The sequence below is a fragment of the Acetobacter tropicalis genome (genome assembly GCF_001580915.1).
In the GTDB taxonomy this organism is placed as follows: Bacteria; Pseudomonadota; Alphaproteobacteria; order Acetobacterales; family Acetobacteraceae; genus Acetobacter; species Acetobacter tropicalis.
In genome coordinates this window covers 1-19,992 of the sequence record NZ_LHZQ01000193.1, presented here as the reverse complement: position 1 = coordinate 19,992, position 19,992 = coordinate 1, and the positions used below count along the sequence as shown (strand labels likewise).

18 protein-coding genes are annotated in these 19,992 nt (G+C 57.6%); 8 read left to right on the top strand and 10 right to left on the bottom strand.

All coding sequences use genetic code 11. From position 1 onward, the window contains the following. Positions 1-24: 24 nt before the first annotated feature. From mutT to AD944_RS06215, 4 genes are all read right to left on the bottom strand, one after another. Complete coding sequence (mutT, locus tag AD944_RS06230) at positions 25-1,011, bottom strand: 8-oxo-dGTP diphosphatase MutT (protein WP_006559885.1); 987 nt, start codon at positions 1,009-1,011, stop codon at positions 25-27. Continuing rightward, positions 1,004-2,110 carry an aromatic ring-hydroxylating oxygenase subunit alpha gene (locus AD944_RS06225; RefSeq protein WP_035379555.1) on the bottom strand — a complete coding sequence of 369 codons (1,107 nt, stop codon included), beginning with the start codon at positions 2,108-2,110 and terminating at the stop codon, positions 1,004-1,006. Before AD944_RS06225 ends, mutT begins: the two co-directional genes overlap by 8 nt. A gap of 112 nt (positions 2,111-2,222) precedes the next feature. Next, a complete protein-coding gene (locus AD944_RS06220) occupies positions 2,223-2,717 on the bottom strand; it encodes a DUF2721 domain-containing protein (protein ID WP_006559280.1) in 495 nt (164 codons plus the stop codon). Between the two features lie 43 nt (positions 2,718-2,760). After that, positions 2,761-3,633: an ATP-binding protein gene (locus AD944_RS06215; protein WP_035379603.1), complete on the bottom strand. Its 873-nt coding sequence runs from the start codon at positions 3,631-3,633 to the stop codon at positions 2,761-2,763. 170 nt (positions 3,634-3,803) lie between these two features. On the opposite strand from AD944_RS06215, the gene yajC reads away from it, so the two are divergent. Further along, positions 3,804-4,169 (top strand): preprotein translocase subunit YajC, encoded by a 366-nt coding sequence (gene yajC / locus AD944_RS06210; RefSeq protein ID WP_176364820.1) that lies wholly within the window; start codon positions 3,804-3,806, stop codon positions 4,167-4,169. A 124-nt stretch (positions 4,170-4,293) separates the two neighbouring features. On the opposite strand, the gene AD944_RS06205 is transcribed toward yajC, so the two are convergent. The 3 genes from AD944_RS06205 to AD944_RS06195 form a co-directional block, all read right to left on the bottom strand. Then, complete coding sequence (locus tag AD944_RS06205) at positions 4,294-5,763, bottom strand: phospholipase D-like domain-containing protein (RefSeq protein WP_045542445.1); 1,470 nt, start codon at positions 5,761-5,763, stop codon at positions 4,294-4,296. Between the two features lie 36 nt (positions 5,764-5,799). Further along, positions 5,800-6,975, bottom strand: a complete 1,176-nt coding sequence (locus tag AD944_RS06200) for an acyltransferase family protein (RefSeq protein WP_045542444.1) — start codon at positions 6,973-6,975, stop codon at positions 5,800-5,802. Between the two features lie 249 nt (positions 6,976-7,224). Continuing rightward, complete coding sequence (locus tag AD944_RS06195; RefSeq protein ID WP_045542443.1) at positions 7,225-9,486, bottom strand: primosomal protein N'; 2,262 nt, start codon at positions 9,484-9,486, stop codon at positions 7,225-7,227. A 119-nt stretch (positions 9,487-9,605) separates the two neighbouring features. Between AD944_RS06195 and AD944_RS06190 the strand changes: the two genes are divergently transcribed. Genes AD944_RS06190 through AD944_RS06180 form a run of 3 tightly spaced genes read left to right on the top strand, consistent with a single transcriptional unit; the run spans position 9,606 to position 12,555 of the window. Next, on the top strand, positions 9,606-10,637 hold the full coding sequence (locus AD944_RS06190) for a tyrosine recombinase XerC (RefSeq protein ID WP_045542442.1): 1,032 nt from the start codon (positions 9,606-9,608) through the stop codon (positions 10,635-10,637). After that, complete coding sequence (gene pip / locus AD944_RS06185) at positions 10,634-11,596, top strand: prolyl aminopeptidase (RefSeq protein ID WP_045542441.1); 963 nt, start codon at positions 10,634-10,636, stop codon at positions 11,594-11,596. Before AD944_RS06190 ends, pip begins: the two co-directional genes overlap by 4 nt. A 2-nt stretch (positions 11,597-11,598) precedes the next feature. Then, positions 11,599-12,555 (top strand): aspartyl protease family protein, encoded by a 957-nt coding sequence (locus AD944_RS06180; RefSeq protein WP_179946479.1) that lies wholly within the window; start codon positions 11,599-11,601, stop codon positions 12,553-12,555. An 86-nt stretch (positions 12,556-12,641) separates the two neighbouring features. Here AD944_RS06180 and AD944_RS06175 read toward each other — a convergent pair whose 3' ends face one another. Both AD944_RS06175 and AD944_RS06170 read right to left on the bottom strand, forming a co-directional pair. Next, entirely contained in the window at positions 12,642-13,145 is a 504-nt protein-coding gene (locus AD944_RS06175; RefSeq protein ID WP_045542440.1) for a hypothetical protein, read from the bottom strand. Between the two features lie 201 nt (positions 13,146-13,346). Next, a complete protein-coding gene (locus tag AD944_RS06170; protein ID WP_045542439.1) occupies positions 13,347-14,741 on the bottom strand; it encodes an ammonium transporter in 1,395 nt (464 codons plus the stop codon). A gap of 326 nt (positions 14,742-15,067) precedes the next feature. On the opposite strand from AD944_RS06170, the gene AD944_RS06165 reads away from it, so the two are divergent. Both AD944_RS06165 and AD944_RS06160 read left to right on the top strand, forming a co-directional pair. Then, entirely contained in the window at positions 15,068-16,030 is a 963-nt protein-coding gene (locus tag AD944_RS06165; protein ID WP_052427175.1) for a glycosyltransferase family 17 protein, read from the top strand. 211 nt (positions 16,031-16,241) lie between these two features. Beyond that, on the top strand, positions 16,242-16,982 hold the full coding sequence (locus AD944_RS06160) for a DUF4422 domain-containing protein (protein ID WP_045542438.1): 741 nt from the start codon (positions 16,242-16,244) through the stop codon (positions 16,980-16,982). A 1-nt stretch (position 16,983) separates the two neighbouring features. Here the strand turns inward: AD944_RS06160 and AD944_RS06155 are convergent, their stop codons facing one another. Then, on the bottom strand, positions 16,984-17,322 hold the full coding sequence (locus AD944_RS06155; protein ID WP_035379569.1) for a P-II family nitrogen regulator: 339 nt from the start codon (positions 17,320-17,322) through the stop codon (positions 16,984-16,986). A 213-nt stretch (positions 17,323-17,535) separates the two neighbouring features. Here AD944_RS06155 and AD944_RS06150 point away from each other — a divergent pair, with 213 nt between their 5' ends. Continuing rightward, positions 17,536-18,786, top strand: coding sequence for a UbiH/UbiF/VisC/COQ6 family ubiquinone biosynthesis hydroxylase (locus tag AD944_RS06150; RefSeq protein WP_045542437.1), 1,251 nt, complete (start codon positions 17,536-17,538; stop codon positions 18,784-18,786). Between the two features lie 83 nt (positions 18,787-18,869). Further along, positions 18,870-19,670, top strand: a complete 801-nt coding sequence (gene cysE, locus AD944_RS06145; RefSeq protein WP_045542457.1) for a serine O-acetyltransferase — start codon at positions 18,870-18,872, stop codon at positions 19,668-19,670. Positions 19,671-19,992: the final 322 nt, after the last annotated feature.

Sequence of the window (19,992 nt, the reverse complement as noted above, 5' to 3'; positions counted from 1 at the left end):
CTTCCTTGGTGGAGACGGGAAAAGCTACAGCAGTTCCTGAAGGAGCGGAATAAACGGCAGATCAGCTTCGGGCATCTGATACTGACCGAGATCTTTTGGAGCAACCCATGCCAGCGCCTGTCCCTCACGCGGTGTAGGGGTGCCACTCCATCTGCGGCACAGATAAAGCGGCATCAGCAGATTAAAGGCACGGTAGCTGTGTGAGGCAAAGGTGAAAGGAGCCAGGCAGGCGCGTGAAACGTCCAGCCCCAGTTCCTCTTCCAGTTCACGGATCAGCGCGGCTTCCGGGGTTTCCCCGGCTTCCACTTTTCCGCCGGGGAATTCCCACAGCCCGGCCATGCTTTTCCCTTCCGGGCGGCGGGCCAGCAGAATGCGGCCTTCCTTGTCAATCAGCGCCGCAGCGGAAACCAGAACAAGCCGTCGCACTGTGGCAGGCTCCGGGTTCGGGTGGGTGGTGTGATCCATGTCTGCGCGTGTCATTTCAAAAATCTGCACAGGGTAGTCCTTGCCCCGCGCCACAAACATCTGTTTGTCCGTGCCAATGGGCTTGAACCCAACGGTGGCAAGCACGCGGGCGGAGGCCACGTTATCTTCCGCAACAGTGGCGCGCAGGCGGGTGATATCCAGATTGGCAAAGGCCCAGCGCGCCACGCGGCCTGCGGCCTTGGAGGCAACGCCAGCCCCCCAGTAGGGGCGGCCAACCCAGTAACCCAGTACGCCAACGCGCCCTACCTGTGGCAGGGTTTCAATGCGCAGCCCCACGCAGCCCAGAAAACGGTCCTGCGCGTCCAGAATGGCAAAATGGTAGCCTTCCCGTGCCCGGTGCTGGTCAAGGGTGGAGGCAATCCAGTCATCCGCCAGTTCACGCGGGTAGGGAAAGGGCAGGCGGCTGAGCATGCGCACCACCTCCCAGTCATTGACCAGGCGGTGGAGGGCAGTGGCATCATCTGGCAGAAGGGGGCGCAGCCGGTAGGGCGGCGCCTCAAGCATCAACGAGACGATATCATGCATTTTTGGCGGGTGCGGGTGGAACCCCACATTCTGCCAGCAGCCCCCGCAGGGCGTTGATGACAGGGAAGACCTCCACATTGTGGTCTCCGCCCAGTTCGCGCCATGCGTTCTGTTCCAGTTCCACAATTTCACGGTCTTCGGCAAAAATCCGTTCCGTGAAGGCGACAAGGAACGGCCATGCCAGTTCCAGAACACCCGGCATTTTGGGCCGCTTGACGGAGAGCAGACCAAATGTGCGGTTTGTCAGTTCCTCAGCATCCTGCGGGGTATAGACAATCCACAGATCCATCACCGGGTCTTCATCGCCCGTTTGGATGCGCAGGGTCTGATACGGATATTCCGTGCGGATGGTCATGACATCGCGGTGCTGGAACTTCTCGGAAGAATCCCGACGCTCGCCAAAAATCAGCGCTTCGCCCAAAGGCTGCTTGCCGCTTGTGCGGGCAAAGGAATAACGCGCTTCCACCAGACCGGCTTCGCGTTTCTGGCCCAGAAAGCGCGGGCGCATCTGGCCCATCTGCTTCATGTGCATGAACTGGTGGTTCATATCCATCAGGTTTTCATGCATGAAACTGTAGTGGCATTTCACTTCCCGCCCGAAGGAGCGGGTCTTGTAGCCAGCGTCTCCCACACGGGCCAGACGCGGAGCGAGCGGAACCGTGTCTGCTTTTTCCGGATCACCGGGGAAGATGAAGATCAGGCCGTCCTGTTCCCGGCAGGGGAAGGTACGCACGCCGTTGGGCAGTTTGCCCTTGCCCAGATAAGGCACATCAATGCAGCGGCCTGAACGGCCATAGGCCCAGCCATGGTAACAGCATTGCACGGACTGTCCGTTTACTTTGCCTTTGCTGAGGGGTACCTGACGATGAGCGCAACGATCTTCAAGTGCGAAAATCGGCCCTTCATCCGGGCGGACCAGGGCAATAGGCGTGCCCGCATACCGTGTGCCAATGGTCTTGCCAGGCTTCAGTTCCTTCGACCACGCAACAGGATACCAGAAATCCGGATTGGACCGGATGCGCCGAAGGTCCGTTTTAAGGGGATCCGCGCCGTGCGTTTCGGTTTGGGCTGGGGTATCGGTCTGAACGGTGTGGTCCATCTCGCCTCAATCAAATGAATACCAGGGCTGCGTCACTCTGATGCTGCCGTATCGGGACGCATGCAACCTCATATCACACAAAGAGGCAAGGCGTGGAAGCAATAGCGCGTCGTTACGCTGTTTTTGGCGTGGGGCGGGGCAGCGGGCCTTCACGCTTCAGGCCGTGCCAGGAAATCAGGCTGTCCCCCAGAAACAGGCCCAGCGCGCCCACCGTACAGGCCAGCGCCGCGCCGAACAGGAACACCAGCCAGTTGGCCACAGAAGAGTCCCGCACGCTGCCCATGAACAGGACAAACGCTGCCCCGCAGGAGGCTGCTCCCCCAAGGCCCCCGGCCAGAATGGCGGCATCCAGCATCAGGGTGCGGCGGTGCAGGCGCACCAGATGCCGCTCAAGGATCCTGTTGCGGACCATGTCATCATTATCATCCGTCAGCAGGGCGTTGGCCTGTTCTATGTGGTCTGACACGCGCGCCAGCCGCGTATTGAACAGGTTCAGCAACGTTCCGATGCCCGACAGCATGAACACAGGTGTCAGGGCAATCTGGATAATGTGGGCTACGCTATCAACAGGTTCAGCAGCAATACCTCCAAAAACGGGGAGGGCCATAAAGCAGGTTCCTTGGTCTATGGGCAGGCAGTATGAGACGGAGCTAGCGGCCTTCCGCCAGTTGGGCTGTCAGATCCTCAATGAACTGAAACGCCACCCGGCCGGAGCGCCCACCGCGGGTGATGGCCCACATATTGGCCTGAGCCGCAAGATCCTCATCACTGATGGGAAGGGCGCGTTCTCTCGCATAGGTGCGCACCATGTCAAGGAACACATCCTGCGGGCAGGCGTGAAAGCCCAGCCACAACCCGAACCTGTCAGAGAGCGAGACTTTCTCTTCCGTGGCTTCTGAGGGGTTGATGGCGGTTGCGCGTTCATTCTCGATCATGTCACGCGGCATCAGGTGGCGGCGGTTGGAGGTAGCGTAGAACAGGACATTTTCCGGGCGGCCCGCAATGCCACCATCCAGCACGGATTTCAGGGCTTTGTAGTCACGGTCTTCCTTTTCAAAGGACAGATCATCACAGAACAGGATAAACCGGCGGGAGCTTTCACGCAGCATGGCCAGAAGCTCCGGCAGGGTGGCCAGATCTTCCCGCTGAATTTCAATCAGTGCCACGCGGCCCTTGCCGGGTTCGCACGGTTTGCCGTCCACACTGTTGACCAGTGCATGTGCGCCCTTGACCAGTGAGGATTTGCCCATCCCGCGAGACCCCCACAGCATGGCGTTGTTGGCGGGCAGACCACGCGCAAAGTGCTCGGTATTGTCCAGCAGCGTCTGGCGTTGGGAGTCCACGCCCTGCAGCAGGGTGACGGGCACATGCGCCACATGGGCCACTGGCAGCAGCTTTCCCCCTTCCGGATGCCACACAAACGCATCAGCCTTGTTCACGCCCTCAAGGCTGGGGGGCGGGGGGGAGAGGCGTTCAAGCGCTGAGGCAATACGTTCCAGAACAGAAAGCTGGGGTGTGGTCATATCCATCAGTCTGGGGTCCTTACAGCTTACAACGGGGTCTTTGGCCGGAAACCTAAGCCAACATGAGCGTTGAAGAAAGCGCCATTCCGCACACAGACGCTTGACGCGCGAGCAGCGAAAATTATGGTCAGCCACTCTGTTGATGCAACCAGCCTTCTGGAAGGCCCGCCATAATGTCTGATTTCTTTATTTCCACAGCTTACGCGCAAACGGCCGGAGGGGGCGGCGGCATGTCCAGCATTATGTCCTTTCTGCCGTTTGTGGCGGTGTTCGCCATCATGTATTTTCTACTGATTCGCCCGCAGCAGCAGCGGCAGAAGCAACTGCGGAATGAACTGAAAACCCTGCGCCGTGGTGACCGCATTGTTACAGCTGGTGGCGTAGTGGGCGTTGTGCAGAAAAGCCGGGAAGACGCTGCCGAGGTGGAAGTTGAAATTGCGCCTAACGTGCGTGTCATGGTACTTCGGGACACCATTACCACGGTCCTGACCAGCACGGCCAAGCCGGCCAATGATGCCGCGCAGCCTAAAAAATAAGCCCAAGGCCTCATAGCCTCGGTATGAAAAAAGCGGGCATGGTCCCGCTTTTTTTGTCTGGCTTTCCCCTTTGTCCCCCTTGGGGCTGCCAGAGTGCGACACCAGCGAGTGTGCTGCCGGGGAATCAGCCGCGCGGGCGACACTTCCTCCGCAGGGCGGCCCATCCTTTGAACAGGCTATTTCGGCCCGGCATCTCAAAAATCTCGTCCGGCCCATGTGGGTCCAGAATTTCATTGTCAGCCAGCCATTCCTCAATGCCTGACAGAGCGGGCACGCGGTAAGGGGTCAGCGTGCGCCCGGGGGAGCGCAGGTGCTCAATAGTTTCAATCAGGGAGCCTGTCTGCTCCAGCAGGTCTGCCACTTGAGCAGGGGGGACGCCCAGATGCTCGGCCAGCAGATCATTCCGCAGTGCTGCAATTTTTGGGCCAGATGACGTGTTGCCCCCTTCATCCGTGCAGAGAAGGACATCGCATTCGGTATCCAGCCGCAGGGAACGGTTGTTGAAATTTGAGGAACCAACCCGCAGGATATCGCTATCAACCACAGTTACCTTGGCATGAACGTATATGGGCGCGCCTCCCTCCGTTACCGGATGGTAGAGGCGGAAGCGGCCATGCGTGTCCAGCCGTTGCAACGCCTCAACCAGTCTGGCGCGGGCGGTATCCATGGCCACAGGCTCCAGCCAGCCTTCGGCTGAAAGTGGATTGATGACGACTATTTCCGGCCCGTCTTTTTCCGTCAGGCGTTTTGCAATGGCATGCGCCACCTTTCGGGACGCAAAATACTGGCTCTCAGCATAAATGAATCGCTGTGCACGGGCGATGAGGTTCAGATAGGCACCTTCAATTTCATGGCAGGGGGCTGTGTCTTCCATTTTGGGAATGGTGCGGGCTATGCCCAGCCTTACGGCCTCAAAGGCGGGGGTAAATCCCTCGGGCCAGCATGTGTGTCGGCTGGCGGGCAGGGGCAGACAGTCGCCTGTTACGGTCTTCCAGCGGTCACGGGCCAGATCTCCAATGGCGCGGGCTGCTTTTCCATCAAACATGCTGGTGGCGTCGTGCCAGGGTTTCAGGGCTGCGCCATCCGGGCTTTTGCGTCGGGGGTCATGATCCCGATGTGCGCGGGTATCCCATCGCCCTACGGTCATGTCTATTCCGCCACAGAACGCAAGCTGGTCGTCAATGGCGACAATTTTGTGATGCTGCGAGCCCGAGAACGGGTGTTTTCCATCCAGCCGCAAGGTAATACGAGGGTGCATGGCCCAGCGGGCAAGGGTGCGCAGTGAGCGCCAGCATAGCAGGGACTTGAGTGCCCCCGTATCCCAACGGAGCAGCCGGATTTGCAGCGTGGGGGTTCTTTCTGCAAGCCAGAGAATGAACGCACCCAGCGTGGCGGGCTCTCCTTTTTCGGGCTCGCCAAATTTTATGCGCGGGTCAAAGTCCCAGCCCAGCAGCAGAATACTGTGCCGGGCCTCCAGCATGGCGCGACGGGCTGCCACAAAATAATCAGCAGCATCAATAATAACGGAAAAACGATCGGCATCCTCAACACGCCAGCATGTTTTTCCGGGCTGCAAAAGCTGCCTGTCCCTCATATGCCGGTGGTGTCCTGCCGTTAGGGGTGTGCCTGTTCAGGGCGGTGAGACGCGTGGTGGTTTATGCGGTATGGCTTGTAAGCTGTTTTTCCAGCGCTGGTCCAGCCATCGGGCTGCTGGACGAGACCAGAGCCGCGCAACAACCGCCCCTAATCCCCATGAGGCCCCTACCACGGCCGGGTAGAGCGCTAGGCCCAGCCTCTCTGCTGTGCCTCCTGCCGCCGTAAACAGGGTAACGGCTGGCATGACAACAAACATGTGGGTCAGATAGATTTCATAGCTGAGGCGGCCAAAACTTTGCAGCCAGCCTGTTCCCCAGCGGGGTGCCGTGCTGTGTCCGCTGCGCGCTACATGTGTCAATCCGATCAACATCAGCGCCACCCCACCAGTGAGAAATACCACATACCAGCTTCCAACGATCTCCCACAAAGCGGGCCCTGCGCAGAGTTCAAGGAGAGCAAAGCAGGCTCCGGTAAGTGTGACGGTCCATCCTGCAGCGGGAGAGAAAGAGAGTTTTCTACACAGCATGGCGCTCAGCACACCAGTTACAATGGCGCCAAAGCCCGGCAGATAAGCCTTGCTGCGCCATACAGGGTTGCTGTGCGGCAGAGCTGCTTGATCAAGCGGGCCAAGTAGAACCAGAGCGACCAACAGGAAAAGACGCGGCATGGAAGGAAGCAGGCAGAGCGCCGGAAAACCGAGATAAAATGCTTCCTCGATGGAAAGAGACCACAGAACATCCCAGTTGGGAGGAGCCCAGGTGGTTTGGCCTTCATACCAGTTGAAGGTGCAGGTCAACACGGACAGGATAGCCCCGGCAAGGGTTTGACCGGCATCTGTGAAATGAAACCATTGCGGGCCGATCTGCGAGAGAACGGATAAAATGAGCAGAAGAGCAAACAGGCAAGGCAGAATACGGGCTGCGCGGTGGGCCAGAAAAGGGAAGGCCTTCATGTCTTTCAGGCCGCCAAACGTCTGGTAACTTCGGGTGGTTATCAGAAAACCTGAGATAACAAAAAACATGGTAACGGCATTGCCTCCCCCGTAGGCGAACAGCCTGAGGACAAGGGGCGGCAGACAATAAGAGGCCAGCGTTTGCTCAAGGGGAATACGAATACTGAGGTGGTGGCAAACCACAATCAAAATTGAAAGGCCACGCAAAAGATCAATTCCTGCGTTTCTTTCTGTCGGTCTGACCGTATTCTCGGGCATGGTGATGCTGGCTTTCAAACAGGCTCGCGGCTCTATTGAAGAGAAAATTATGGTTATAAAATGACTGATCGTGCGGCATTCAAAATAGCGGACACGTTCTTTCTTTCACAAAACAGATTTTGACTGTTTTGGTATGGACCCACATTTCTGACAATAAACACAGGCTGTTCAGGAAGAAAGGGAGAACACGTGCGTATTATTGCAGTAATAGTGTAATGGATTTCTGGTTATTTCGGCTTTCCTGGCTCATTACAGGAAGGAGACCGGGTCAATATCCACGTCCACACGCACGCCTTTGCCGGGTTTGACCATGCTCAGCCAGCGGCGGAGGATGGGCTGCACCGCAATGCTGCGGACAGTGCGCAGCAGAATACGGCGGCGGTGGCGGTTGCGTAGAACGGCAATGGGGGCAGGGGCGGGGCCAAGCACCTGTATGCCCTCTCCATACGGCGCTTTACGGCCAAGTTCGGCGGCCGTTGCATCAGCTTCCCTGGCGTCTTCCGCGCTGATGATCACGGCCGCCAGCCGACCATAAGGCGGCCAGAAGCCGGGGCGGCGTTGTGCCGCCTCCTGCGCCATGAAGGCATCAAAATCCCCAGACAGAAGCGCCTGCATGACCGGGTGTTCCGGCGTGTAACTTTGCAACAGCACGCGCCCCGGTGTGCTGGCGCGGCCTGCTCGGCCTGCCACCTGATGCAGAAGCTGGATGGTGCGTTCGCCAGCGCGCAAATCTCCGCCGCCAAGGCCAAGGTCAGCATCCACAATGCCAACCAGAGTCAGATGTGGAAAATGCCAGCCCTTGGCGACAATCTGCGTGCCGATAACAAGATCAACCTCCCGGCGGGAGATCTTGGCGACAGCTTCCGCCGTAGCGGCAGGGCCGCCGAGCGTATCGCTCGCCATCACCAGAATACGGGCATCGGGAAACAGGTTTCTGGCTTCTTCCGTAATGCGTTCAATGCCGGGACCAATAGCGGTCAGGCTGTTCTCCGCCCCACAGGTGGGGCAGGCGGGGGGCATGGGCTCGGTGTGATCGCAATAATGGCAGGAGAGCAGTTTTTTGGCCCGGTGTTCCACCAGCCATGCGGTGCAATGGGGGCATTCCATACGGTGTCCGCAGGCGCGGCAGAGGGTGAGCGGCGCATACCCCCGGCGGTTAAGGAACAGCATGGCCTGTTCCTGCCGCTCAAAGGTGGCGGTCATTTCTTCTGTCAGGGCGGGGGAGAGAAACAGCCCGCGTGGTGGCGGGTGGTCCCGCATGTCCAGAATCCGGGTTTCCGGCAGCGATGCTCCCCCATGGCGTGAGGGCAGAACAAGGTGGCGGTACCGGCCAGCTTCCACATTGGCCAGCGTTTCAAGGCTGGGGGTGGCAGATACCAGCATGATGGGAAAACCGGAAAGCCGCGCGCGCACCACGGCCATGTCCCGTGCGTTGTAAATCACCCCTTCTTCCTGTTTGAAGAGGGATTCGTGTTCTTCATCCACAATAATCAGGCCGAGTTTTTCAAACGGCAGAAAGAGGGCGGAGCGTGCGCCAACCACCACTGTGGCGCTGCCATCCGCTGCTGCGTGCCATGTCAGCCGCCGGGCGCGCTGCCCAATTTCAGAATGCCAGATGGCGGGCTGGGTGCCAAAACGGCGGGTAAAGCGCTGCATCCATTGGGCGGAAAGCGCAATTTCAGGCAGAAGCACCAGTGCCTGTTTGCCCTGTTCAAGGCAGGCGGCAATGGCTTCCAGATAGATTTCCGTCTTGCCTGAACCCGTTACCCCTTCCAGCAACGTGACGGAGAAGCCGCCTTCCTGCACGGTCTGGCGCAGGGCGGCGGTTGCAGTTGCCTGCTCTCCTTCCAGCACGGGTGGTTTGTGGTGCGGGTCCGGCGCATCAAACGGGCGTTCCGGGCCAAGTTTGACGGCTTTCAGGGCTCCAGCATCGGCCAACCCCTTCACCACGCCCGGCCCCACGGCGGCGGCATTTGCAATATCCGTGGTGGTGCGGGCCGTGCCGTCCTGCAGCAGGGTCAGCACTTTTTGCCGGGCTGGGGTTATACGCAGAGTTTCTGGCAAAGGGGAGGCGGCCAGCCAGCCAGTGCTTGGGGTGGGCACGCCCCGCATATGCAGCCGCAAGGTCATGGCCAGCACCATGCCGGGGGGGGAGAGCGTATAGGCCGCTACCCAGTCAATAAAATGCCGGAGTTCAGAAGAAAGAGGCGGCAGGTCCAGCAGTTCAGCCACCGGGCGCAGGCGCGCCGCTTCTACCGTGCGTTGTGGCGGGGGGGCAAAATCTACGGGTAGGGCGGGGACTGATTCCCACACCACGCCTGTCTCGCGCCTGCGGCCCAGCGGCACCACCACAATGTCCCCCGGTTTCAGCGCCATCTCGGCCGGGGCGGCGTAATCAAAGGGGCCGGGAAACGGCATGGGCAGCAGAACAGACACCCTTTGCCGCTGCCGCGCCGGGGTGGTCGGGCTGTCCGGCTCAGGCAGAAGGGAGGAGAAGGAAGCTGGCACCATGTGTTCCTGTTTAAGCGGCTGTGCGGCCAAAGAACAGTGCTTGCGTGAGAAGAAAAACTCTGACCAAGTAAGGCGTTGTTTCAGGTGCGGCCAGACCGTTCAGAGGTGTAGGAGGAAGCATGACTGCGGAAGAGGCCGTCCAGACTTTTCTGGCGTGGATGACCACGGAAAGGCGCGCTTCACCGCTGACTGTTGAAGCCTATCGGGCTGATCTGGCCCGTTTTCTGGGGTTCATGGCCGAGCACCTGAATGGCCTGCCTGATATGGCGGGGCTGGCCAAAATAAGCCTGCGGGATATGCGGGCCTGGCTTGCGCATGAACAGGCAAAGGCCGCCAGTGCTACGGTGCGCAAGAGCACGCCAGACCGCGCGGCGCGCACACGCTCGCGCCGGGTTTCGGCTGTAAGGTCTTTCTTTCGCTATCTGGCGCGGCGGCATGGGGTGGAAAACCCGGCAGTTGGTTTGCTGGCCACGCCGCGCACCAAAAAGCCGTTGCCTCGGCCCCTGAGCGTGCAGGATGCCAAAGCCGTGCCGGACGATATTGCGGCTCTTGCCCATACGGATATGGCGCAGCAACGGGATGGGGCACTCTTCCTGCTGCTGTATGGGTGTGGGCTGCGTATTTCAGAAGCGCTGAACCTGAATGTGGGTGATCTGGGTGTTATGAGATCCAGCGGCGTGTTGCGTATCAAGGGGAAGGGCAACAAGGAACGGCTGGTGCCGGTGTTGCCTCAGGTGCAGCAGGCGCTGGAGCATTGGCTGAAACATCATCCGTCCCCTCTGGCCGGGGAGCCGCTTTTTCCTGGCGTGCGCGGGGGGCGGCTGCAACCCGGCGTGGCGCAGAAGGCCATGCGGGAATGGCGTGGGCTGGCTGGCCTGCCAGACCATGTTACGCCCCATGCGCTCCGCCATTCCTTCGCCACGCATTTGATGGAAGGCGGAGCGGATCTGCGTGTGATTCAGGAATTGCTCGGCCATGCCAGCCTTTCCACCACACAGCGCTATACATTGGCTGATGAGGCGCGATTGCTGGATGTCTGGAGCCGTGCTCACCCTCGGGCCAGTTCCGGCGTTCAGGGTGAAGCGCGCTCTGCTGCTTCTGCACCGCGCTCCGAACCTGTTTTGGAAAAAGAAGGACCCCACACCTCATGACACCCGCCTACCGCGCCCCGTGGCCAGAGATTGATCCCTACAAGCACGGCTATCTGGATACAGGTGAGGGCCACCAGATTTACTGGGAGGAATGTGGCAATCCAGATGGCGTTCCGGTGGTTTTCCTGCATGGGGGGCCGGGGGGCGGCTGCAATGCGGCTCAACGGCGGCTGTTTGATCCTTCCCTGTATCGCATTGTGTTGTTTGACCAGCGCGGCTGTGGGCGGTCCCGCCCGCATGCGTGTTTGGAGAACAACACCACGTGGCATCTGGTGGCGGATATTGAACGCTTGCGTGAACAGTGTGGTGTGGAGAAATGGGCTGTTTTTGGCGGCTCGTGGGGGTCCACTCTGGCGCTGGCCTATGCACAGACGCATCCGGACCGTGTTCAGGCCCTGATGTTGCGGGGCATTTTCACGCTCCGCCGGGCTGAGCTGCTCTGGTATTATCAGGAAGGCGCATCCTGGATTTTTCCGGACAAATGGGCAGACTTTCTCGCCCCAATACCGGAAGCCGAGCGCGGTGATCTGATGGCGGCTTATCGCAAACGTCTGACATCGGGCGATGTGGCGGAGCAGCACAAGGCGGCCGTGGCGTGGAGCCTTTGGGAAGGCCGGACTCTCACCCTTCTTCCTGCCCCAGCAATTGAACAGCAGCACGAAGAGGCCGATTACGCTTTGGCGTTCTCGCGCATTGAAAACCATTATTTCGTGCATGGCGGTTGGCTGGAAGAAGGCCAGTTGATCCGGAATGTGGAGCGTATCCGGCATATCCCTACCGTGATTGTGCAGGGCCGGTATGATATGGCCACCCCGGTCCGCACGGCGTGGGACTTGCATGAAGCATGGCCGGAAGCGGAGTTTCATCTGATTGATGCCGCAGGCCACGCCTTGTTTGAACCCGGTATCCTGACGGCATTGTTGAATGCCACGGACCGCTTTGCGCGGGAACTGGCCTGAGCATGACGCACGCACGCTTCTTTCCCCGCCATCTGGCTTTTGCATCTTCCATGGCGTTGATGGCCATGGTGAGTGCTTTTGCGCCGCAGCCAGCCAGCGGGGCGGAAGGGGCGTGCAAGCATGAGCGCGTGGCGCGTCTGCCCTTGCGGAATGATGCCGGTTTTCTGAATGCGCCGGTAGAGATCAACGGCCATCCCGCAAGCATGATTGTGGATACCGGGTCTGAGGGAAGTCTGATTTCGCCTGAAGGGGCGGACCAGTTCGGTCTTTCGCTTGATCCTTCCGTGCATACGGTGGTGCGCGGTACGGGGGGGCTAGGCCGTCTGGTGCCAAACGTGATTGTGCAGAGCTTCAAAATGGGCGGTCTGGAGACGGGGCCGCTGTCCATCCCTGTTGGATATCTACCCGGAAAGCCACAGACCCAGCCCCCAATAGAAGGGTTGGTGGGGGGAGATCTGCTCTCCCGCTATGATGTGGAATTTGATGTGGCCGGTGGCTGGCTGACGTTCTGGGATACCAGCAAAACATCGGCCGTGTGTGGCGGGCCGCAGGATTGGCATGTGATCTACCGCGCCTTGCCCATGCAGTTTGATGGACGGCGCGTGACCATTCAGGTGGAACTGGATGGAAAGCCGTTGAAAGCGTTGGTAGATAGCGGCGCGCGTTCGCGCATTGTCTCAGAGGCCGTTGTGGCTCGTCTGGGGGTGACGTCCACCATGCTGGAGGCTGATCCCGGTGGCATTACCAGCGGTGTGGATGGGCACCGGCAGGTGTATCACTGGCACAAATTTCGGTCATTGAAATACGGGCTGGAAGAAGAAAAAGCCCCGGTTCTGACCGTGGCCCCCATTCAGGATTCCGTGGATATGCTGCTTGGATCAGACTGGTTTGCGGCGCACAAAGTCTGGATTTCTTACCGGACCGGCAAGCTGTACGTCATGCCGTCTCTCAAACGGTAGGAGCACGCCCCCCGTTTTTTTCGCAACACGGGGAACGGTTATCTTGAAGAGGCCGGAACATCCCGCAGGCGTTCCGGCAGAGTATTTTAGCCGCCCTTCAGGCGTGTGTTGCACTGGCTGTAGTAGCCACCACCTTTCTGAATCCATTTGAGGGACCCGTTGCCACCGCTGGTCTTGTTGGCGTTATACTGGTCTAGACAGGTCTTCATTCGGCCTTTGCCTGCGCTCAGGTTGGCGTATTGAGAGGCAACGGCGGACGGAAAGATCACGCCGCCTGAACTGACGGGAGTCGTGGCAGGCTTGGCAGCTTCCGTAGGCGTGGTGCCGGTGGTGGCTGCGGGTGCTGTGGCCGGTGCGGCTTCCTTGGGGGCGGATGCAGTTGGCGCTGTGGTGGCGGCACTTGCAGGCGCATCACAGGTGGCGGCCTTGAATTCCTTGTAGCTCTTGCCGTTCAGGGTGCCAGCAGTCCGTGCTGCGGCAAAACTCTGGTGGCACTCTTTTGCAGTCAGAGCGTGAGCTGCGGGGGCGGAAAGTGCGGTGGCGCAGCTCAAGGCCAGTGCGGCCAGCGTAATGCGGGCAGAAGATGTCATGCTGACAAAACCTCATCCAAAGCCAGGGTTGGAAATACGGCCCCATGCCGTCACGCCCTGAATTATCAGCAGCATACGATGAAGTTGTGTGTTTGGAAACGACCGTCTTGTTCTGGAAGCAAAATCAGCCCCAGACATGAAAAACCCCTCCCTGCGGTTGGCGCGGGGAGGGGTTCAGAATTGAAAGAGGGCAGGCGGAGGTTAGTTGATCCGTTCCCCATGCAAGGACATGTCCAGCCCTTCCAGTTCCTGATCCGCCGTGACACGCAGGCCCATGGTCATGTCAATCAGCTTCAGCAGAATGAAAGAAATCGCGCCGCACCACAGAATGGTGACAATCACAGCTTCACTCTGCACCACAAGCTGGTGGACGGAACCCACAATACCCGTGGGGTTGGCATCTGTTGCAGAAAGCGGGCCGTAGGCGAAAACGCCCGTCAGCAATGCGCCCACAATCCCGCCCACGCCGTGCACGCCAAAGGCGTCCAGACTGTCATCATAACCCAGCAGGTGTTTGAGGGAGGTCGCGCTCCAGAAGCAGACAACGCCGGTAATCAGGCCGATAATCAATGCGCTGCCGGGCAGCACGAAGCCCGCAGCGGGTGTAATGGCAACAAGCCCACCCACAGCGCCGGAGATCACACCCAGCACGGTCGGTTTGCCGGTGCGCAGCCATTCAGCCAGCATCCATGCAACCCCAGCCCCTGCTGCGGCAATCTGGGTGGTGGCCATGGCCATGCCTGCACGGCCATTTGCGCCAACGGCAGACCCCGCATTGAACCCGAACCAGCCAACCCACAGCAGGGAGGCCCCGATAATGGCGTAGGTCAGGTTGAAGGGGGAGAGATCATCCTGCCCAAAACCTTTCCGGCGGCCCAGCACAAGTGCGCAGACCAACCCGGCAATACCGGCATTGATATGCACCACAGTGCCGCCAGCAAAGTCTGCTGTGCCAAGGCCAGCCAGCCAGCCGATCGGGCTCCATACCCAATGGGCGATGGGCGCATACACAACCAGAGACCAGATGATGGAGAACACGCACATGGCGCTGAACTTCATGCGTTCCGCATACGCGCCGGAGATCAGTGCTGGGGTAATGATGGCAAATGTCATCTGGAACATCATGAAGATGCTCTCAGGGATGGTCATGGTCGTGGCGTTAGGAGAATCCGCTCCCAGCGTGAAGGCGATATCCGAACCATTATGAATATGGGCGCCAAGACCATTCAGAAACATGCGGGAGAGCCCGCCAATCCATGGGGAGCCGGTGGTGAAGGCAAGGGAATATCCGGCCACCATCCAGACAATGGACATGATGCAGCACAGCGCGAAGGACTGCATGAGCGTTGCCAGCACGTTTTTCTTGCGCACCATGCCCGCGTAGAACAGCGCCAGACCGGGAATGGTCATCATCAACACCAGTGCGGTGCTGATCAGCATCCATGCGGTATCACCCGTATCAATGGCAGGCCCAGCATCCGCTGCATGGGCAAAACCGGAGGGAAGAAGCAGAATACCACCCACCAAAGCGGAAATAACTGCCTGCCTGTTCAAACCGCCTGAAACAGGCGAAACCGTAAAGGACCGCGAGGCCATGGAGTCTTGTTCTCCCTGTAATGCTGTGCGGGGACAGCAAAGGCAAAAATGGTAACCTTGGATTGATACCTTATTTCTTTTGGGATCGTAACCTATTCGGTTCTTTCAGTAAACATGGAGAAGGTGCACGATCTGCCCAAGAACAGGCGGTGTTTATAGCTGGAAAATGAAAATGGACTCTTATAATAATTCTGAATGCTTTTATTTTATAAAATAGAAATTATTCAAATATTTATCGGTTTTCCGAGTATTTACATTTAGCTAATAATTTTTGTATGCTCCAGGCAACAGTGTAGAATGACGTAGCCCCGTCTCGTGGAGCCAAGATGCCGAAGATATATGATTGCTTTCCATTTTTCAACGAACTGGAAATGCTGGAAATCAGATTGAAGCTGATGGATCCGGTTGTTGATTATTTTGTTATCTGCGAATCAAACCGTACATTCACCAATCATGAAAAGCCTCGTTATTTTTTTGAGAACAAGGAAAGATTTCTTCCGTGGAGGGAAAAGATCATCTACGTGCAGATAGATGATTTTCCTGAAACGCATGACCCTTTTCAGCGTGAATATTACCAGAGAAACGCGTTATTGCGTGTCGCAGCTCAGGCTGATGATGATGACATGTTCATTATTGCGGACGTTGATGAATTGGTCAGGCCCAAAACTATTCTTGAAGCATCCAATTTTGACGGGTTTGTTACGTTCAACATGCCTATGTTTCAATTCTACATGAACTTGAAACAGTCTGATAATGGCTGGAGCGCCTGTTACGCCACACGCAAGAAATATCTGGTTGGGTTTGAGAATTTATCCACGGCCCGATGGGACCGCACTAAGATAGCGGCTGATTTGGGGCCCAAAGGGAAAATGCTTGATCTGCATAATTCTGGTTGGCACTTCACACACTTGGGCGGAATTGAGCGGTTAAAATATAAATTTGAATCATATTCTCACGCGCATGATCTGTGGCCATCAGCAATGCGCAAGGGAGATGCTTTGAAAAACCATATTATTTCCGGTGGTGTCGTTGGGAATTTCAAGGAAACGTGCCGCTTTGTGCCTATTTCCTATCCTGAATACCCTTTGATTATTAACGACAATCAAACCTATTATAAAGAACTTGGGTTTATTAAGGATATTTATGAAGCCATGGCGGAATTGCAGGGGTTGTATAAAAACGTTTGCCAGCAATATGCCCGCCTTGTGAAACATGAGAACACGCCGCAGGAAGTGCTTTCATGGGTGACCCCGCAGGAATACGCACATTTGTCAGATATCACGCTGTAAAAATAAGGATGGAGACAGCGGGAGTGGGAAAGGCGCTTTTGGGAGATGGTCCCGCTGCTTTCTGTTGGCGTGTTGTTGAGGGGAACACCGCAACCTCTACCGGAAAAAAGCAGTCCCTGAGGCTTTAAGTTCTTGAGTCCATGCCCCAAAAAATGGTGCCGGGACTTGGGAGAGCGAAGTTGAGAGAGTATGCTCTGCCGGGAAATCTTGGATGTCTGATTTGAGAATTTATGTTGCAACGCACAAACCGTTCAAAGCACCGGTTGACACGCTTTATACGCCTATACAGGTAGGAGCCGCGCTGACAACGGAAAATTTGAGGTATTGTCGTGATGATTCAGGAGACAATATTTCTTATTTGAATAAGAATTTCTGTGAATTGACAGCACTTTACTGGATCTGGAAAAATACACATCATGCCATTACCGGATTGGTGCATTACAGGCGCTATTTTGGGCAGCGCTGGCATTGGACGGATCAGTTCTGGAATGAAGAGAGATCAGAGGCCGTAACGGGCCCCAGAATCGCCAGTCGTGACGATTTTGCCGAGTTCAGTGATGGGGTGGATCTTATTGCTGCCTACCCCAACCATATCAGCGTGTCTTTGCTGGAAGACTATGCGGTGATGCATGGGGCTTGGGACATGTATCTGGTCAGGGAAGTTATTGCCCAAGAGACACCCCAGTATCTCTCGGCATTTGACTTTGTCATGAATGGAAAAGCGTTGTCTCTCTGCAATATGGTGGTGGCAAGGAAAGAGGTGCTGGATCGTTATTGCGCGTGGCTCTTTCCCATTTTGTTCAAATTGCAGAAAATGCCCTTCTACAAAGCCTATGATGACTACCAGAAACGCGCTTTTGGTTTTATTTCAGAACGCCTTCTCAATGTCTGGATTTGCTACAATAGAAGAACAGTCTGCGTGGCCTCCAGGGAAATCGTTGGTATTTCGTAAATTATAAGGCGTCATTTCCCGTCTCGCGGGTTCTGATACGGATCACCCGTTCCAGTTCGCTCACAAAAATCTTGCCATCGCCAATCTTGCCGGTGTGGGCGGCGTCCAGCACGGCTTCAATCACCTGATCCACCAGTGTGTCTGATACGGCAATTTCCACTTTGATCTTGGGCAGGAAGCTGATGCGGTATTCTGCGCCGCGGTAGATTTCTGTCTGGCCCTTCTGGCGCCCAAAACCTTTGACTTCGGAGACAGTAAGGCCCTGAATACCAAGCGGGGCCAGAGCTTCACGAACATCATCAAGCTTGAAGGGCTTTATAATCGCGGTCACCAGCTTCATCTGGCCTGTATTCCTTCTGGCTCCAGACATAAGGTGTCCTGTAAGGCAGGAGGCCTTATGAGTGTTAAATTCATTACGGAGGCAACATGCCAGATTTTTCCAGCGTTGACGAGCCTGCGTCTTTGGCCTTTCTGCGGGGGTAGGGTAGAAGAGAGACCTTCAGAACCCCGGGCAGGCTTTACGCGCGGGGGATGTGCATAAGGAATAAAGACCATGGTTGCCTCCACCGCATCCGCTGTTCATGACACCGCGCCCGCAGGCCAGATGCTGCCGGATGTTGATGTCTGTATTGTCGGCGCCGGGCCTGTTGGGGCAACCTTGGCGTGCCGGCTTGCAAAGGAAGGGATCACGGTCGCCATTATTGACCGCGCCGACCTGCCACCCATGGAGCATCCTGATTTTGATGGCCGGGCCTACGCCATTGCAGCCGGCCCCAAGAAGCTGCTGGAAGAAGCAGGTGTGTGGGAGGTTCTGCCGCTGGCGTCCTGCCCTATTGAGGATATTCTGGTAACGGACGGCCGGCCGGGCGAACCAGCGTCCTCCCTGTTTCTGGAATTCACGCGGGACGATGCTTCCCAGCCATTCGGCTGGATGGTGGAGGCCCGGGCGCTCCGTGTGGCTCTGAATGAAACCCTGCATACCCAGCCTAACCTGACGGTTCTGGCCCCGGCAGAAGCGACTGTGGAACGGCAGGCCGATGGCGCGACGGTGCGGTTGCACGATGGCCGGACTTTCCGCGCTTCTGTCGTGGTCGCGGCTGATGGCCGGAAAAGCCGCCTGCGTTCGCAAGCCGGTATTCCGTTGACCAAACTGTCCTACGGGCAGACGGCCATTGTCTGCGCCATTGCGCATGAATTCCCGCATGATAACGGCGCGTTGGAACATTTTCTGCCCGCAGGCCCCTTTGCCCAACTGCCCATGACCGGAACAGAGAGCCATCCCTATCTGTCCGCTATTGTATGGAGTGATAAGGATGGCGTAGCCGAACGGTTTGCCGCTCTGCCGGATGAGGTGTTTGCCCGCGAAATCGAACGCCGTATGGGGAACACCCGGCTGGGCAAGGTGACGCCGGTGGGACGGCGCTGGACCTATCCGCTTTCTGCTCAATATGCGCAGCGTTACACGGATACGCGCCTGCTGCTGGTTGGGGATGCCGCCCATGGCATTCACCCTATTGCGGGGCAGGGGCTTAATCTGGGGTTTCGGGATATTATCGCGCTGAGTGACATTATGATTACTGCGCACGCAAAGGGCGAGGATCTGGGCGGTCCGGCGCTACTGGCCCGGTATCAGGCCCGATGTCGGCCCGCCAATATGCTGATGCTTGCGGCAACCGATACACTTGATAGACTGTTCAGCAACAACAATCCCGTTATTCGTCTGGCGCGTGATCTGGGTATTGCAGGCGTCAACCGGTTTCCCAAGCTGCGCAAGGCCTTTGTGCGCCACGCCATGGGGATTTGATCGTTTCTCATTCTGGAGAGAACTCACCGATGAACAAGGTGCATTCCAATTCTGTTCTATCCAGTCATTTTGATGAGGCCAGCATGGCGTGCGGCCCTCAACTGGAAGTCCTGTGGCAACAGATGATCGCCCAGGCCTGCGTCTGCAATGACCCTCTGGTGCGCGGCCTGCTGGCCACGGGTATCCGCAGCCACTCCGATTTTGCCTCCGCACTGGCTGCCCTGTTGGGGCGCAAGCTGGGGGATCGCTCCGTTGCGGCAGATGCGCTCTCTGAACTGGTGATGGAAGGGCTGGAGGCGCAGCCCGAAATTGTCTGCGCTTCTGCCGCCGATATGGTGGCCATTCGGGAGCGCGACCCTGCCTGCCCGGATTACGTGACGCCGTTTCTGTTCTTCAAGGGCTTTCATGCCGTGCAGAGCTATCGTGTGGCGCACTGGCTCTGGCATGAAGGCAGGCGGCATCTGGCCTTGCATCTGCAAAGCCGCGCGTCCGAATTGTTTGGTGTCGATATTCACCCGGCTGCCCGTCTTGGCAGGCGCATCCTGTTTGACCACGGGACAGGTATTGTGGTGGGGGAAACCTGCATTATTGAGGATGATGTCTCCCTGTTGCAGGAAGTGACGCTCGGCGGCACCGGCAAACATAGTGGAGACCGTCACCCCAAGGTACGGCGCGGGGTGCTGATCGGGGCTGGCGCTAAAGTGCTGGGCAATATCGAAGTTGGCGAAGGCGCAAAAATAGGGGCGGGCTCCATTGTTCTGGAATCCGTGCCGCCCTTTACCACTGTGGTTGGTAACCCGGCCCGCAAGGTGGGAACGCGCCATTCCGGCATGCCTGCCCTGACCATGGACCAGATGCTACCGCCGATTGACTATATTATCTGAGCGGCTTGCAGTCTAAGGCCCCCCGCAATCTCCGCGCCTAAGAGAAAATAGGAAGTGGAAGCTGAGTGTGTTTTTCACACGCACTCAGCTTCCACGCCAAACACGGGCTTTCTCATCCTGATGGGATAAAGGAACGAGAGACGTTTCTCTGACCAGCGTGGGTAAACGTTCGCCCTAAACGCTTCAGTTTGTTGCCCCCGGTTTTTCTTTTGCCTGATGCTCTTCAAAGGCCCGTTCTAGCCCCAAAAATCCCTTGCGTTGCTTGGGACTGGACCTTTTGAATAGCCTACCAGCCTACCAGCCTACCAGCCTACCAGCCTAC

Coding starts and splice junctions, on each gene's coding strand:
- mutT (WP_006559885.1), bottom strand. CDS start 1,011: ATGCATGATATCGTCTCGTTGATGCTTGAGGCGCCGCCCTACCGGCTG.
- AD944_RS06225 (WP_035379555.1), bottom strand. CDS start 2,110: ATGGACCACACCGTTCAGACCGATACCCCAGCCCAAACCGAAACGCAC.
- AD944_RS06220 (WP_006559280.1), bottom strand. CDS start 2,717: ATGGCCCTCCCCGTTTTTGGAGGTATTGCTGCTGAACCTGTTGATAGC.
- AD944_RS06215 (WP_035379603.1), bottom strand. CDS start 3,633: ATGACCACACCCCAGCTTTCTGTTCTGGAACGTATTGCCTCAGCGCTT.
- AD944_RS06205 (WP_045542445.1), bottom strand. CDS start 5,763: ATGAGGGACAGGCAGCTTTTGCAGCCCGGAAAAACATGCTGGCGTGTT.
- AD944_RS06200 (WP_045542444.1), bottom strand. CDS start 6,975: ATGCCCGAGAATACGGTCAGACCGACAGAAAGAAACGCAGGAATTGAT.
- AD944_RS06195 (WP_045542443.1), bottom strand. CDS start 9,486: ATGGTGCCAGCTTCCTTCTCCTCCCTTCTGCCTGAGCCGGACAGCCCG.
- AD944_RS06190 (WP_045542442.1), top strand. CDS start 9,606: ATGACTGCGGAAGAGGCCGTCCAGACTTTTCTGGCGTGGATGACCACG.
- pip (WP_045542441.1), top strand. CDS start 10,634: ATGACACCCGCCTACCGCGCCCCGTGGCCAGAGATTGATCCCTACAAG.
- AD944_RS06180 (WP_179946479.1), top strand. CDS start 11,599: ATGACGCACGCACGCTTCTTTCCCCGCCATCTGGCTTTTGCATCTTCC.
- AD944_RS06175 (WP_045542440.1), bottom strand. CDS start 13,145: ATGACATCTTCTGCCCGCATTACGCTGGCCGCACTGGCCTTGAGCTGC.
- AD944_RS06170 (WP_045542439.1), bottom strand. CDS start 14,741: ATGGCCTCGCGGTCCTTTACGGTTTCGCCTGTTTCAGGCGGTTTGAAC.
- AD944_RS06165 (WP_052427175.1), top strand. CDS start 15,068: ATGCCGAAGATATATGATTGCTTTCCATTTTTCAACGAACTGGAAATG.
- AD944_RS06160 (WP_045542438.1), top strand. CDS start 16,242: ATGTCTGATTTGAGAATTTATGTTGCAACGCACAAACCGTTCAAAGCA.
- AD944_RS06155 (WP_035379569.1), bottom strand. CDS start 17,322: ATGAAGCTGGTGACCGCGATTATAAAGCCCTTCAAGCTTGATGATGTT.
- AD944_RS06150 (WP_045542437.1), top strand. CDS start 17,536: ATGGTTGCCTCCACCGCATCCGCTGTTCATGACACCGCGCCCGCAGGC.
- cysE (WP_045542457.1), top strand. CDS start 18,870: ATGGCGTGCGGCCCTCAACTGGAAGTCCTGTGGCAACAGATGATCGCC.